Below are 14,909 nucleotides of genomic sequence, written 5' to 3' on the forward strand. Positions count from 1 at the left end.
CGACGAAACAGTCAGAACGTATAGCCGACTTCCACTCCAAAGCGGCGCAGACCGCCCGGCGAGATAAAGGATCCGCCAAATTCAATGGCGGGGATTACCTCGTTGAGATACCGGCGATTGAACAGATTGTCCGCAAACGCGGTCACATTCCAGTTTTCACCCTCGATCCCGAACCGCAGGTCCATCACGCCAAATGCTTCGCGCTGGGTGATGGAATAATCAGCATCTCCGACAAAGCCGGGCAGAACCAGCTTGTTGGGCGAGTTTGCATCAGCCGGCAAAGGCAGCAGACCACTGAAGAGTGTCGGGCTGGTATTGTTCTGGACACTGTGGAACCAGGTCGGCCCCGTAATCCGGTAGTCAGCCCGCATCACCAGATCAAAGCTGTCCGCAATGGGCGCAACCACCTGGGTTCCCAGGTTGATCGTATAGTCTGCGGTATAGGGTGACTTGTTGCCCACCGTATTGGGGCGAGAGTTATTCGCCTTGATCTCGCTCTCGGTCCAGTTGACGGAGCCGAAGACGTTCCAGCCCTCGATAATCTCGGCATTGGCGTTAAATTCGACGCCATAGAGCTCAACCTCGTCAATATTGGAAACCACGCGCAGCAGGCCAAAGGCACCGACAAAGAACTCGAAGAACTGCATGTCATCCACTTCGGTATAATAACCGGCGAGATCGAAAGTTACCCGGCCATCGGCAATCGAGCCCTTGAATCCCGCTTCGAACGCGCTGGATTTTTCCTTGCGGAAAATGTCATTGATCAGAACATTGGTGCCGATGAACTGGTTGAAATTCTGATCGACAATTGCGGCCGAACCCTGATTGTTGAACCCACCGGATTTGAAACCGATACCCCAGTTGGCGTAGAAATTGACATCATCTGTCAGACCATAGCGCAGGGACAATTTGGGCTGCAGCTGCTTGAATGTCTCGTTCTGATCGGCGATCGCTCCGAAAGCCTGACCCGGGTTGATCGGTGCACCGGTAATCGGATCGGTGACCAGCGGGACCTGATTGGATACCTCGCGATCCTCGATATCATAACGCAGAGCGACACCGATATCGAGCCGGTCGGTAACTTCATAGTCGAGCGAACCGAACGCTGCATAGACATTGGTATTGAAGTTGTCGAAGAACAGCTGCGACGTCGGATTGCTGCTATTGGCATCATTGAACAGCTGCCGTGTGATGCCTTGCCCCAGATCGGCGCCAATGCTGACGCCGACATCGCGATCGATATTCAGGAAATAGGCGCCAACCTGCCAGGCCAGCGGGCCGTCGCCATTGGAGGCCAGCCGAATCTCGGCACTGATATCGGTCTGTTCGCGAATCTGGAACTGGGTACCGTCACAAGTGGTCGGACTATAGGGTCCAAACGTGGAGCCATTGATCGGGTCAAAAATAAACGGGATCGGTAAAGTACCAACAAACCCCGGCTGATTGACCGGGAATCCGGTCAGCGCGGCCGTGGTGCCGAAACAGCTGTTGGAGGCCGCCACCGAAGCCGGCGTTGCGCCAGGGAAGGTGAAGCGGGCGAAGTCCGCCGACGTGCCGTCAGCCGTCAATGCCTGATCCACATCACTGTACAGCGCCCAGGCCGTCAGCGTCGCAAAGTCCATTTCATGGGTGATTTTGGCCGACGCTTCGAAGGTCTGTTGCTCGTTTGTCGGCCGGATGTTGGAATAATAGTTGAACGGATGGTCGTTCACATCCTCGAAAAAGGCCGGATTGTTTGCCGCGAAATTCGGCAGATGGAATGCCGCGTTGAAATTGATCGATGCACCGGACAGATCCGCATAGCGTGCCTTCACATCGACTTCGGTGCTGTCACCCAGTTCGGCGACGAAACGGCCATCGATCGACCAGATTTCCTGGTCATCCACAACCTTGCGATTGCCGAGGAAACTGTTGCGGTAAAAACCGTCGCTGGTGGAATAGGATCCCGACAGGACGATACCGGCATTGTCGCCGATTGGAGTCGAGATATAGCCGGATGCCCGGTAAGTATTGTCTTCTGCAGCACTTGCCTTGACGCCCCCTTCAAGGAAGTCGCCCGGTTTCAGTGTCTGGATCACTATCGCGCCGGCCGCAGCGTTCCGTCCGTACAATGCACCCTGTGGACCTTTAAGAATTTCGATCTGGCGCAACGTACCCTGATCTTGATTGAGCTGGGCCGTATTGGTTTTCAAAATCCCGTCAACGACCAGGGCCACCGAGCTTTCAGCGTCGCGTGCCCCGTTGATGCCGCGGATATTGATCTGGGTGTCGCCCGCTTCTGCCGTTCCCGTCACGATGGTGACACCGGCGGTTAGCTGGACAAATTCATCGGCTTGCTGGATGCCCGTGCGGTCCAGTGTCTCTGCCGTGAATACCGTCACAGAGGCCGGAACTTCTGCCAGCAATTCGTCCTGGCGACGCGCGGTCACGATGATGACGTTGCTGTCATCCGCATCTTCTGCGGTCTGATCGCCCCCGGTTTGAGCCATCACCGGCCCTGCCGTCACGAGTGCGGCCATACCGGCCGAAACGGATAAAACTGTTTTCAAGCGACGCATTTTCATTTCTCCCTGAGTGGAATATGGGTTGCGGCCCTTTCCGGACCGTCTGGTATTTTCAAACGAGCACATTGGCTCCGCTCATATAGACATAGACTTCCTGGAACTTGCCGTCCCGCAAGCGCCAGAAATTGGTGTTGTTGAGCAAGGTCACATTGCCTTCTGAATCCTTGAGTTCGGCGATAAAATTCGCTGTGATCCGGCCGTGCGCTTCGTCAACCGTACAGACAAAGTCGCGGTGGATGATCACCTCATAGGCCCCGAAGAAATCCTCGAACATGCGCCGGATTTCGGCCTTGCCGCTATGGCGGGTGAAATCGGTCTGGACACAGAACAGGGCTTCATCATGGAAACAGTCTAATGTGTCATCCATATTCTTCGCATCGACATTGCCGAAATAGGTTTTGGTGGCAAATTCAATCAGTTCATCGCGGGAGAGGCCGGGTTCATATTGCATCAGCTGTCTCCTTCCTTGAGCAGGTTGTCACCGCTCATATAGACCGTGACATGCTGGAACAGCCGGTCCTTGCAGTAGAAGCGGTTGCAGTTTTCATAGCGCAGTTGTTCGCCGCCATTGGGCGTGATCAGCACCGTGAACTGGGAGCATATGGCGTTGGTTTCCGGGTCGGCCGTGTGGACGAAATTGCCGTGCCAGATATCCTCAAAGTCCGCGAACAGCTTTTCGAACATCGACCGGATCGCATCACGACCGTCATGGGTGGTGTCAGAGGTCGCTTCATAGAGTACCGCATCCGGCGCAAAGCAGTTGAGAACCTGCGTCAGATTCTTGTTGTCGACGCCATCAAAATAGCGCTTGGTCACAATATCGACATAAAACGGATAGGGCAGCGGCGTCTGACCTGCCATGCCGGGAGTCCATTCGCTCATCAGTACCACCCCTTTCGGATATCATCATCTTTCGGAACTTCTGGCGCCGGAAACGCCTTCTTGCTGTGGGTCAGGCCCAGTTCGATCAGCGTTTCGAGAAACTTGTAGGCGACCTGCCCCGGGTTCAGGACCGGGATCGGGAGATTGTCATCAAGATATTGCGCCGACTGATGCATGGTGGTGGAGCCCAGAACAATGACGTCCGCTCCATCTTCTTCCATTGCCGCAGTCGCTTCGGCTTTCAGCTTGTCGAAGATCACTTCTTCCTTGCCTGCCAGCAATTCGGTGACATCGGGCCGGGTCTCGATGGACCGCAGCGAAGCGACCCTTTCCCACCAGCCATATTCCGTCAGCGTTTTCTCATAAAGCGGGAACCATTCGGGCCACATGGTCAGCACGGTGAATTTCTTGCCCAGCATCATCGCCGCGGCAAAGGCCGCCTCGCCGGGGCCGACCACGGGGATATTGAGGCGCGAGCGCAGCGCCCGCATGCCGCTGTCGCTGACCGTGTCGATCAGCACGCCGGCATAGCCCTCTTCTTCCGCGGTAATCCCGGCCTGGAACACGGTCCAGTCCATCAGCATTGTATCATGATAGCTGTCGCCAAGTGCGGCCCCCCAGGGGACGGCGACAAATTCGGGAGCGAATCCATCACGGACAAAATCTGCTGGCAATTGTTCGGCCCGAGCGGCTACACCCGCTTCGTCCATCGGGATGGGAACAATGACCTTGATGCGTTTTGGATCGGGCATATTTGACAATCCCTCCTGAATCGCTTCTATTGTATACAATTCTGTCTGGTCAAGCGGAAAGTCACCAGATGGTCAAATGCCCAGTTAAAAGTTGCGCAAAGGAAACAGATGAGTCGCGCCGCCGAAACCGCCTATGAAAAGATCCGCAGCTTTGTCCTCTATGGCGAGGCGCGTCCCGGCATGCAGTTGACCGAGGAAAAGCTGGCCGAAATCTCGGGCGTTTCCCGCACCCCGGTGCGCGATGCGGTCCGGCGGCTGGAAAACGAGATGCTGCTGGTGCGCAGCGCATCCAAACGCCTTTCGATCGCCGACTGGTCCGAAGATGAAATTGACGAGATGTTCACCTTGCGCGCCATGCTGGAAGCACATGCCGCAGAGCGCGCAGCCCGGCGGATCGGCACGGCAGATGTCGAAAAATTGCGGGACATCAATGACCGGCTAAAGCAGGCCATTCGCCAGTCCCGGCCAGATATTGCGGCTTTTTTGCAGGCGAATCGGGAGTTTCATGACCTGATCCTGGCTTGCGCAAAGTCTCCAAGGCTCAGCAAACTGTTGCCCGCCCTGATCGAACAGCCGGTCGTCCACCGGACGGCGCATCAATATTCGAATGCCGAACTGGAGCAATCCGCCAAGGATCATGATGAGTTGATTGCCGCTTTTGATGCCCAGGATTCCCACTGGGCCGGAGCCGTTATGACCAGTCATATTCGCCGCGCATTTCACAAGTTCAGCGCAACCGCCCGGTCAGCAAACGACTGATAATCAAATAATTCCACGCGCCTCGAGATCCGCACGGGTCTGGCTGTCCATGCCCAGCAGCTCTCCGTAGATCACTTCGTTATGCGCGCCCAGATCGGGGCCTATCGATTCCACGCCACCGGGCGTTTCGGACAGTTTCGGTGCAACATTCTGCATCACGAAATTGTCATGTTGCGGATGATCCATGGTTACCAGCGCTTCACGAGCAGCAAAATGCGGATCAGCAATCATTTCCGGTGCACGGTAGATATTGCCCGCCGGAACGCCATGTTCTTCACATAGATCAAGCACTTGCTGACTGGTTAGCGTTTTCGTCCACTCACCGATCAGATCATCAAGTTCGGTCTGATTCTCTCCGCGTGCGACGTGGGTTGCGTAGCGGTCATCTTCCGCCAGTTCCGGCTGTCCCATCATTGCGGCCATCCGCTTCCAGACACTGTCCTGATTGCCCCCAATCAGCACACTGCCGTCTGATGTCGGATAGACATTGGATGGAGCGATTTTCGGCAGGATAGAACCGGTTCGCTCGCGGATGTGACCTGCGACCGAATATTCGGCCACGGTTGACTCCATATTGGCCAGCACCGCCTCGTAAATGGCGGAATCAACCACCTGACCCTTGCCGGTGACATGCCGGTGATGCAGCGCCATCATCGCGCCAAGGCAGGCATAAGTGGCGGCAAGCGAATCGCCAATCGACAGGCCGGCACGGCTCGGCGGACGATCGGGTTCACCGGCAATATAGCGCATGCCGCCCATCGCCTCGCCAATCGAACCATAGCCTGCCCGCGAAGCATAAGGCCCGGTCTGGCCATAGCCGGATACGCGAATCATGATTAGTGCTTCATTGATCTTGCTCAGCTCATCATAGCCGAGTCCCCATTTTTCCATGGTACCGGGACGAAAATTTTCGAGCAGGAAGTCGGACTTTTCCGCCAGCCGGCGGACGATATCCTGCCCCTCCTTCTCCCGCAGGTTGAGGGTAATCGACTTCTTGTTGCGCCCGACGACCGAGAACCAGAGCGGGATCCCCTGGCCCCAGCTACGCATGGCATCACCGACTTTGGGCGGCTCTATTTTTATCACTTCCGCGCCATGATCGCCCATCAGCTGCCCGCAGAACGGGCCCGCGATCAGCTGCCCCATTTCAATGAGCCGCAGTCCGGAAAGTGCCCCTTGCGCCATCAGAAAATCTCCCGCATCATCCTTTTGCTATACAAAGCAGATTAGGGATTGTATACAAATTTTATGACCCAGGGTGCATCTCCTTCTGTCCAGATTCTCGAAGTCGGTCCGCGTGACGGGCTGCAGAACGAGCCCGACCAGATTGAAACCGCAGACAAGCTGCAACTGATCACGCGGATGATTGATGCCGGTGTGCGGCGCATGGAAGTCGCCAGCTTCGTTCATCCGAAGCGCGTGCCGCAAATGGCGGATGCGGAAGCCGTCATTGCCGGCCTGCCGGATCGCGCGGACATGTCCTATATCGGCCTGTGCCTGAACAAGCGGGGTGTCTTGCGCGGACTGGCAACGCGGGAAGGCAACAAGCGCGGCATCGACGAAGCCGGCTGCGTCATCGTCGCCAGCGACACGTTCGGGCAGAAAAACCAGGGCCAGACCATTGAAGAGGGCATCAGGGAGAATCGCGAGATGATCCGCTTTGCCAAGGCTGAAGGCCTCAAGGCACAAGTAACCATCTCCGCCGCCTTTGGCTGTCCCTTCGAAGGCGCGGTCCCGGCCGAGACTGTCATCCGGATAGCCAGCGAAATGGCTGAGGAGGATCCTCTGGAAATTGCGCTGGCGGATACGATCGGCGTTGGTGTACCGGCACAGGTCGAGGATCTGTTCGGCCGGCTGAAGCAAATCCTTCCGGATCATATTTCCATGCGCGCCCATTTTCACGACACGCGAAATACCGGGATCGCCAATGCCTGGGCAGCGGTCAGATCAGGTGTAAAAACGCTCGATGCCAGTCTCGGCGGCCTCGGCGGTTGCCCGTTTGCACCCAATGCCACGGGAAATATTGCCACCGAAGACCTGATCAACCTGCTCGACAGGTCCGGCGTTGAGCACGGTCTCAACCTTCGCACCGCGATCAAAACCAACCAATGGTTTGCACAAATACTCGACCGGGGGCTTCCTTCCCTGGTGGCGAGGGCCGAGGCCTGATGCGGAATATAATTACAGAATAGAAGAGAGAGACAGATTATGGCGTACCGACTGGGAGTCGATGTCGGCGGGACATTTACCGATTTGCTGTTGTTCAATCAGGAGAGCGGCGAATTCTGGCGCACAAAAACGCCGTCTACTCCGCATGACAGTTCCGAAGGCATTTTGAATGGCGTCAACGCCATCTGTGCCGATGCCGGTGTCGAAGCCAGCGCTATCGACTATTTCCTTCATGGCACCACGGTCGCCACCAACGCTGTTCTGGAGGGAAAAGGGGCCAAGGTCGGTCTGATTACCACCGAAGGCTATCGCGACATCATGCAGATCGCGCGCAGTTTCGTACCGGGCGGTCTGGCCGCCTGGATCATCTGGCCAAAGCCTGAGCCGCTGGCGGCCCTGGAAAATACGGTAACGGTCAAAGGCCGAATCAATGCCGCGGGCGAAGAAGTCCGGCCACTCGATGATGGCAGCATCACGGAAGCAATCGGCCATCTCAAAGCCCAGGGCGTCGAAGCCGTTACGGTTTCGCTGATGAATGCCTATACCAATGGTACGCATGAAAAACATGTTGGAGACATGGTAGTGTCCGAGCTGCCGGATGTGCCGGTTTCGCTGAGCCACGAAGTGCTGCCCGAAATGCAGGAATATGAGCGGACGCTGACGACCGTCGCCAATGCCGCGGTCCGGCCGGTTGTCAGTCGTTATGTCTCGAGTCTGCGTTCCAAGCTGGCCGATATCGGCATGGGCGGAAAATTCTCCCTGCTGCGGTCCGATGGCGGCCTGATGTCTTCCCAGAAAGCGGAAGAGCATCCGGTCAATATCCTGATGTCGGGGCCGGCAGGCGGCGTTACCGGCGCGATGTGGGTCGCGAAAAATGCCGGACTCAAAAATATCCTGACTCTGGATGTCGGCGGGACGTCAACCGACGTGGCCCTGATTGAAAATCTGGAACCCCGCCGGGTGCGCACAACCGAAGTTGGCCATTTGTCGGTTCGCGCCTCTTCGCTCGACGTGAAAACCGTCGGCGCGGGCGGCGGTTCCATCGCCTATGTGCCCGAACTGACTGGCGCGCTGCGGGTCGGACCCCAATCCGCCGGTGCCGTGCCAGGCCCGGTCGCCTATGGCAAGGGCGGCGAAGAGCCGACCGTGACCGATGCCAATGTCGTACTCGGCTATCTGCCGGAAAACCTGCTTGGCGGCAGTTTCCAGCTCGATCGTGAAGGCGCAGAGAAGTCGGTTCAGAAAATCGCCGATGCGCTGGGCATTGACCTGATGTCGGCCGCGCGCGGGATCATCGATATCGTCAACGAAAACATGTTTGGCGCACTACGGATGATCTCGGTCCAGCAGGGCTATGACCCCAGGCATTTCGCGCTGATGGGCTTTGGCGGTGCCGGACCGCTGCATGTCAATGCGGTGGCCCGGCTGATGGGCAGCTGGCCGGCGGTTTCTCCGGTCTCTCCCGGCGTGCTTTGTGCACTGGGCGACGCGACGACCCGCATGCGAACCGAAACCGCCCGCTCCTTCTCGCGGCTGGCAACCACGACAGATGCTGCGGAACTGATCGCGATATTGGCAGAGATGAAAGACCAGACGCGGGCCGAACTCCTCTCCGACGGCCTGGCCGAAGACGATATCACCAGCGAGTTTGAAGTCGATGTCCGATATGCCGGGCAGGCTTTTGAAGTGCCGCTGACCATCACCCCTGAAGTTCTGGAAAAGGACGGAATCGAAGGCATATTGAAACGGTTTGACGAGGAGCATCACCGGCTGTTCACTTTCAATATGGATACGCCGCACGAAATTGTGAACCTGCGGGCCGTCGCACTGGGACAGGTGCTCGATCTCGCCGCCGTGGAACTGCCAAAAGGCAATGGCGATCCCTCGGAAGCCAAAATGCGCGATCACAAATTATGGATGGATGGCGCGGAACAGGACGGGGCGATTTATGATCGATCGAAACTCCGGCAGGGGGACATCATTCCGGGCCCGGCGATCGTCATCGAAATGGATTCGACAACATTGATTGAAACCGGGTGCGTCGCCGAAGTCGACGCTCATGGCAATATCCTGATCAATCTGGCGGAAGGACAGTAAGATGCCTGCACAAATCATAGAGACCAACACAACGCCATTCAAAAAAGTGGATATTGATCCGGTCACGCTGGACATTATCGAAAACGCCTTGCGCAACGCCCGTATTGAAATGGATGCCACCCTGGTCCGGACGGCGATGTCGCCGGGAATCCGCGAACAGGGGGATGCGTTTCCCCTGATCGCGGATCATACGGGCAAGATGATTGTCGGCCAGTTTGGCAGCTTCATTGGCGGCTTCCTGGAGCAGTTTGACGGAACGCTGGAAGACGGTGACATGATCTTCCTGTCTGATCCCTATAGCTGCGAAGGTGCCGTTAGCCACAATAATGACTGGCTGGTGCTGCTGCCCATTTTCAAGGACGGTCGGCTGATCGCCTATACGGCCATGTTTGGCCATCAGTCCGACATCGGCGGCAAGGTGGTCGGATCCATGCCCATCGATGCCAAATCGATTTTTGAAGAAGGCGTGCGTATCCCGCCGGTCAAAATCTGGAAAAAGGGCGAATATAATGACGACCTGATGAAACTCGTCATGCATCAGACGCGCAAACCTGACTGGTGTCAGGCGGATCTGAACGCCCTGATCGCCTCCTGCCGGGTCGCTTCCCGGCGCGTGATTGAAATGGCCGAACGCTTTGGCGATGACGTCTATATCTCTGCCACCCAGGAACTGCTGGCGCGCAATCATCGCGCGATGAAATCCCTGATCGCGATGGCGATCGGTGAAGACAAGGTCAGCTTCGAAGACTATATTTGCGACGATGGCATGGGTGCCGGTCCGTACAAGATGAAATGCACCATGTGGCGCGAAGGCGAAAAGGTCATTCTGGATTTTGACGGAACCGACCCGCAAAGTCAGGCTTCGATCAATTTCTTCCTCAACGAAAACATGTTCAAGATGTTCTTCGGCATCTACATGATCATGGTGTTTGATCCGCAGATCCTGTTCAATGACGGCTTCTACGACCTGATCGATGTCCGCATACCCGAGGGTTCGCTGCTCAAACCGAAATTCCCGGCAGCGCTATCCGGCCGGACCCATGCGCTGGGGCGGATTTTCGACATTCTCGGCGGACTGCTCGGCCAGAAGACACCGGAATTCCTCAACGCCGCCGGATTCTCGTCCAGCCCGCACCTGTTCTATTCGGGTAATGACGACAAGGGCGAATGGTTCCAGCTGTTCCAGATCGGTTTTGGCGGCATCCCCGGACGTCCGCTGGGCGATGGGCCGGACGGCCATTCGCTGTGGCCGGGTTTCACCAATGTCCCGAACGAGTTTCTCGAGCGCTATTTCCCGCTGCTGATCGAACGCTACGAGACCATGCCGGACAGTGGCGGAGCAGGTCTGCATCGTGGCGGTAACGGCATTCACATGTCCTATCGTTTCCTCGCCGCCGGCACCATTTCCATTCATGATGACCGCTGGTTTGTTCCGCCATGGGGCGTCAATGGCGGAGAGCCCGGCAAGCGTGCGCGCAAGATCCTCGAAAAGGCCGATGGAACCAGTGTCATCATCGGCAACAAGGTCGAAGATGTCACCGTCGAGGAAGGCGACCAGCTGCACTTCATCACCTGGGGCGGCGGCGGATGGGGCGATCCTCTCGAACGCGATCCCGCACTGGTCGGCAAGGAAATTACCCAGGGACTGGTCACACCGGAAGGTGCGAAGGAATATGGTGTGATGGCCGATGACCGGGGCGTTGTCGACGAGGCTGCCACCGAAGCGCTCCGTGCGAAAATGGCATCCGAACGCGGAGAATTGCCCCTGTTCGACTATGGCCCAGGCATTGAGGCCTTGCGGAGCAATTGCAAGGAAGAGACTGGTCTTGAGCCACCCGTTCAACCCATCTGGCCAACGCTGGAGGCAGCCGAATAGCCTTAATCTGTTAGTAGACTCCCCCCTTGCCGCGCACCATCCTGCCGGCAAAGGGAGGTCCTGCACATATGAGCATATTGGAAAATTTCCGGCTGGACGGAAACGTCGCCATAGTTACCGGCGCAGGCAAAGGGATAGGCCGGGCCATTGCTCTGGGACTCGCCGAAGCTGGAGCCGATGTGGCAGTCGCGTCCCGTACCGCCGGGGATATCGACAAGGTCGCTGAAGAGATCCGGGCGCTGGGCCGCAAGGCCATTGCCGTCCCGACAGATGTCACAAAAATGGAGTCGCTGGAGGCACTGGCAGATCAAACTGTCAGCGAGCTGGGCAGCCTGTCGATCTGGGTCAGCAATGCGGGCGGACTCCCCGACGGCACACCGCGCTATCTCACCCGCACACCGGAGGATAAATGGGATGCGCAGATTGATCTCAATCTGAAGAGCGTCTGGATGGGTGCGGTGGTCGCCGCGAAGCACATGGCGGACAACGGCGGTTCGATCATCAATATTTCGTCCCGGGCGGCGATCGGCGGCCAGATCAAAAACGGGCCATATGGCGCTTCCAAGGCCGCCACCAACAGCCTGACCCAGACGTTGTCGCTGGAGCTGGCGCCCAAAATTCGGGTCAACGCAGTGGCTCCCGGCCCGATCCCGACCGAGAATTTCGATGAGTCGATGGGAATTGATTCGGACGAAAAACGGCAAGCGCTGCTCAAGCAGTTCCAGATCCCGCTGGCCCGGTTCGGGGCGGAAGAAGATATCGCTTCCGCCGTGGTCTACATGGCCTCACCTGCCGCCGGCTGGGTCACCGGCCAGTGCCTGTTCGTCACCGGTGGGCGCTGACACCAAGCATTACAGCGACTGACCGTCATCGACGACGATATCCGACCCCGTCACCGATCGTGAAGCATCAGATGCAAAATAGAGCATCATAGCGTCCAGTGAGTCCATCTCCTGCAGACGGCGGCGGTGAAATCCGGCGATCTGCGCCTTGCCGCCATCGGTCTGATACCAGTCGCCCTGGATCTCGGTAGCGATATAGCCGGGATGGATAGTGTTCACATTCACCCCTTGCCGCACCCATTCGCGGGCCATGTTCCGGCCAAGATGCGTCACGCCCGCCTTGGTGGCCGCATAGGCGCTGTCGCCATTGGCGTTCAGCCGTGAGGTGATAGAACCGATGATCGTGATCCGGCCGTTTTCCTTTTGCCGGCTCCCGCTCGCGATCAACCGCTTCGCGCCTTCGCGGGCGACCGCATAAACGCCGGTGAAATTGGTGGCCACCAGTCGCTCGACATCGTCCATCGGCAGATCGGTCGTCCGGCCAGAGGCGCTGAGCCCGGCATTGGCGACAATTGAATCCACCGTGTCGAATGCATCTTCTGCCGCATCATAGGCCGCGATGATCGAACCTTCGTCGGTTACATCAAGCGGCACGGCCAGCGCCTGCCCGCCTGCATCCGAAATGGCCGAGACCAGTTCAGCGGTCCGGTCCGTGCGCCGCGCCCCGAGAACGACCTGTGCCCCGGCACGGGCGAAAAGTTGGGCAAAATGCGCTCCCAGGCCGGAGGAGGCCCCGGCGATCAAAGCGGTGCGTCCCGAAAGGGAAAACGGCAAATCCATAAAGCGTAAGTCCTCAAATTTGTCAGGCAAATGGTCCTAGACCATCCAGAGGAGATCGGCCAATATCGCTTTGCATAGGGGAGTGAATGATGATCGATACCAATCTGGACTATTCGGGAAAAACGGTTGCCATTATTGGCGGATCCAGTGGCATCGGAAATGCCACGGCCCAGGCGTTTCGAGCTTGCGGTGCAGAGGTTCATGTAACCGGCACGCGAGCCAGTGCAAGCGACTATGACCCGGCCGAGGGATCAGTTCTCGAAGGCCTCTCCTACCATCAGGTTGACGCGGCAGATGACATAGCCATTGTCGCCTTTCGGGAGAAGTTCGACCGAATGGATGTGCTGATCTGTTCGCAGGGCATGGTCATGTACAAGCGTGCCGAGTTTGAACCCGAAAACTTTGCCAAAGTGCTGCAGGTCAACCTCAACAGTCTGATGACCTTTGCCGGTGCCTTCCACGATCTCCTTATGGAGGCGAAAGGGTCGCTGATCATCATCAGTTCCACCGCCGCCTATCATGCCACGGTTGGCAATCCGGCCTATAATGCCTCCAAAACCGGAGCCATGGGACTGACCCGGACGCTGGGCAAGGCCTGGGCGCCCGATGGTATCCGGGTCAATGGCATCGCACCGGGTCTGATTGCGACAAAGATGACCAAGGTCACGACCGAACATCCCAAACGCCGTGAAGCCACCATCCGGAACATCCCGGTTGGCCGTATCGGCGACCCGGAAGACATGGCTGGCCTGTCACTGTTTCTGGCATCGCCGCTGGCCGGTTACATTGTCGGACAAACGATTATCGCCGACGGCGGATTGCTGCTCTAGTCGGGTTTCGCGGGCAAGGATCTGGCGGCAAGGAGATAGCCCAGCGATCCGATGATCAGACTGCCGATGGCCACCGCAATCACCGCATAGTTGAGCGATAGCGTGCCATAGTCGCCGGCGAACCGGTCACTCATTATCCCCACCAGCACAGGAGCTATTGCATATCCGAGCAACGTTGCCGCGAGCGAAGCAAAAGCCGAAGCCGTTCCTCTCTCGGTCGGGGACACGCTGGACTGGATCATGGAAATCGAGGGGCCTTGCGCGGCGACCATCAAACCGTAACCCAGTGCATAGAAGGCCAGCGCAAGAGGCAGGGATGTAACAAGCAAACTCAGCACCAGTGCAGGCAAGGCGAGAATCACCGTGATCGCGCAGAACCAGGCGCGCCATTTCGGATTCTTCCGCGCCAGCCAGTCAGCCATCTGTCCGCCAAGAACCATGCCGGGCACTCCGCCGGCCGTCCAGACGATCCCAAGATAAATGCCCACTTGCGACACGGGAATCTCGTAATTGCGGATCAGGATCGGCGCGAGCCAGATGGCGAAGGCATAGCCGGTGATGATTGTGACCGCATTGGCCAGCACAACCCGCACGAACAGACGGTTAGCCCATAACAGGCGCATCGTTGGCCAGAATGGCTGTTGTTCACCAGATGCTTTGGCATGGAATATTCCGCGCATCGGTTCCCGGACCGTGAAATAGATCAGGATGCCAAGTAACACGCCGGGCAAACCAAGGATGATGAAAGTTGCCCGCCAGCCATAGGCCTCGGCGAGCAGGCCACCAGCAACGAAACCCATGACCGGTCCCAGCGCCGCACCCAGAGAAAAAATCCCCATCGCCCGTGACAATTCTTCGGGCCGAAAATAATCAGTCAGAGTCGAAATCGCGGGCGGATTGCCACCTGCCTCTCCGACACCGACACCGAGCCGGGCAAGGAACAAGGTCCAGAATCCCACTGCCAGGCCGCATAACGCTGTCATAAGGCTCCACAGTGAGACTGCTACTGCCACCATATTCTTGCGATTGGTCCGGTCGGCCAGCCGGCCCGCCGGGATCCCGAGAAGGACGTAAAATATCGTGAACGCCGTTCCCGCCAGCAATCCTATCTGTGTGTCGCTAAGAGTGAACTCTGCCTTGATATCCTCGATCAGGATCGACATCACCAGCCGGTCCGTGATGTTGAACATATAGGTCAGCATCAGCATAGTCAGGACATAGTAGCGATAACTGCCGCCGGCGGGCGCCGTGGTTATACGGTTCATGTGCATCCTCTCCACAGGATGGCTTGGTCTAACCACAAAAAAGGGAGAGAACCAGAGTGGTCCTCTCCCCTTTAGTGATAGGATTTATTCGTT

The 14,909-nt window shown here is 57.5% G+C and carries 13 protein-coding genes; 6 read left to right on the plus strand and 7 right to left on the minus strand.

The genetic code is table 11. The features are described from left to right. Positions 1–11: 11 nt before the first annotated feature. Genes BUQ90_RS01640 through BUQ90_RS01655 form a run of 4 tightly spaced genes read right to left on the minus strand, consistent with a single transcriptional unit; the run spans position 12 to position 4,198 of the window. Positions 12–2,558, minus strand: coding sequence for a TonB-dependent receptor (locus BUQ90_RS01640; protein WP_074203416.1), 2,547 nt, complete (start codon positions 2,556–2,558; stop codon positions 12–14). A 58-nt stretch (positions 2,559–2,616) separates the two neighbouring features. After that, positions 2,617–3,015, minus strand: coding sequence for a nuclear transport factor 2 family protein (locus tag BUQ90_RS01645; RefSeq protein ID WP_074203417.1), 399 nt, complete (start codon positions 3,013–3,015; stop codon positions 2,617–2,619). Further along, complete coding sequence (locus BUQ90_RS01650; RefSeq protein ID WP_074203418.1) at positions 3,015–3,446, minus strand: nuclear transport factor 2 family protein; 432 nt, start codon at positions 3,444–3,446, stop codon at positions 3,015–3,017. Before BUQ90_RS01650 ends, BUQ90_RS01645 begins: the two co-directional genes overlap by 1 nt. Next, entirely contained in the window at positions 3,446–4,198 is a 753-nt protein-coding gene (locus tag BUQ90_RS01655) for an aspartate/glutamate racemase family protein (RefSeq protein ID WP_074203419.1), read from the minus strand. Before BUQ90_RS01655 ends, BUQ90_RS01650 begins: the two co-directional genes overlap by 1 nt. A gap of 108 nt (positions 4,199–4,306) precedes the next feature. Between BUQ90_RS01655 and BUQ90_RS01660 the strand changes: the two genes are divergently transcribed. Beyond that, positions 4,307–4,957 (plus strand): GntR family transcriptional regulator, encoded by a 651-nt coding sequence (locus BUQ90_RS01660; RefSeq protein ID WP_074203420.1) that lies wholly within the window; start codon positions 4,307–4,309, stop codon positions 4,955–4,957. Positions 4,958–4,960: 3 nt separating this feature from the next. On the opposite strand, the gene BUQ90_RS01665 is transcribed toward BUQ90_RS01660, so the two are convergent. Then, positions 4,961–6,142: a CaiB/BaiF CoA transferase family protein gene (locus BUQ90_RS01665; RefSeq protein WP_074203421.1), complete on the minus strand. Its 1,182-nt coding sequence runs from the start codon at positions 6,140–6,142 to the stop codon at positions 4,961–4,963. A gap of 63 nt (positions 6,143–6,205) precedes the next feature. Between BUQ90_RS01665 and BUQ90_RS01670 the strand changes: the two genes are divergently transcribed. The 4 genes from BUQ90_RS01670 (at position 6,206) to BUQ90_RS01685 (ending at position 11,941) form a co-directional block, all read left to right on the plus strand. After that, positions 6,206–7,126: a hydroxymethylglutaryl-CoA lyase gene (locus BUQ90_RS01670; RefSeq protein WP_074203422.1), complete on the plus strand. Its 921-nt coding sequence runs from the start codon at positions 6,206–6,208 to the stop codon at positions 7,124–7,126. Between the two features lie 39 nt (positions 7,127–7,165). After that, positions 7,166–9,223, plus strand: coding sequence for a hydantoinase/oxoprolinase family protein (locus tag BUQ90_RS01675; RefSeq protein ID WP_074203423.1), 2,058 nt, complete (start codon positions 7,166–7,168; stop codon positions 9,221–9,223). A 1-nt stretch (position 9,224) separates the two neighbouring features. Continuing rightward, a complete protein-coding gene (locus BUQ90_RS01680) occupies positions 9,225–11,099 on the plus strand; it encodes a hydantoinase B/oxoprolinase family protein (protein ID WP_074203424.1) in 1,875 nt (624 codons plus the stop codon). 68 nt (positions 11,100–11,167) lie between these two features. Beyond that, positions 11,168–11,941 carry an SDR family NAD(P)-dependent oxidoreductase gene (locus BUQ90_RS01685; protein WP_074203425.1) on the plus strand — a complete coding sequence of 258 codons (774 nt, stop codon included), beginning with the start codon at positions 11,168–11,170 and terminating at the stop codon, positions 11,939–11,941. 9 nt (positions 11,942–11,950) lie between these two features. On the opposite strand, the gene BUQ90_RS01690 is transcribed toward BUQ90_RS01685, so the two are convergent. After that, on the minus strand, positions 11,951–12,721 hold the full coding sequence (locus BUQ90_RS01690) for an SDR family NAD(P)-dependent oxidoreductase (protein WP_074203426.1): 771 nt from the start codon (positions 12,719–12,721) through the stop codon (positions 11,951–11,953). A gap of 92 nt (positions 12,722–12,813) precedes the next feature. Between BUQ90_RS01690 and BUQ90_RS01695 the strand changes: the two genes are divergently transcribed. Further along, entirely contained in the window at positions 12,814–13,551 is a 738-nt protein-coding gene (locus BUQ90_RS01695; protein WP_162606733.1) for an SDR family NAD(P)-dependent oxidoreductase, read from the plus strand. On the opposite strand, the gene BUQ90_RS01700 is transcribed toward BUQ90_RS01695, so the two are convergent. Further along, positions 13,548–14,816: a spinster family MFS transporter gene (locus BUQ90_RS01700; protein ID WP_074203427.1), complete on the minus strand. Its 1,269-nt coding sequence runs from the start codon at positions 14,814–14,816 to the stop codon at positions 13,548–13,550. The genes BUQ90_RS01695 and BUQ90_RS01700 overlap by 4 nt on opposite strands. Between the last annotated feature and the right edge of the window lie 93 nt (positions 14,817–14,909).

It is taken from the genome of Parasphingorhabdus marina DSM 22363 (assembly GCF_900128895.1).
In the GTDB taxonomy this organism is placed as follows: Bacteria; Pseudomonadota; Alphaproteobacteria; order Sphingomonadales; family Sphingomonadaceae; genus Parasphingorhabdus; species Parasphingorhabdus marina.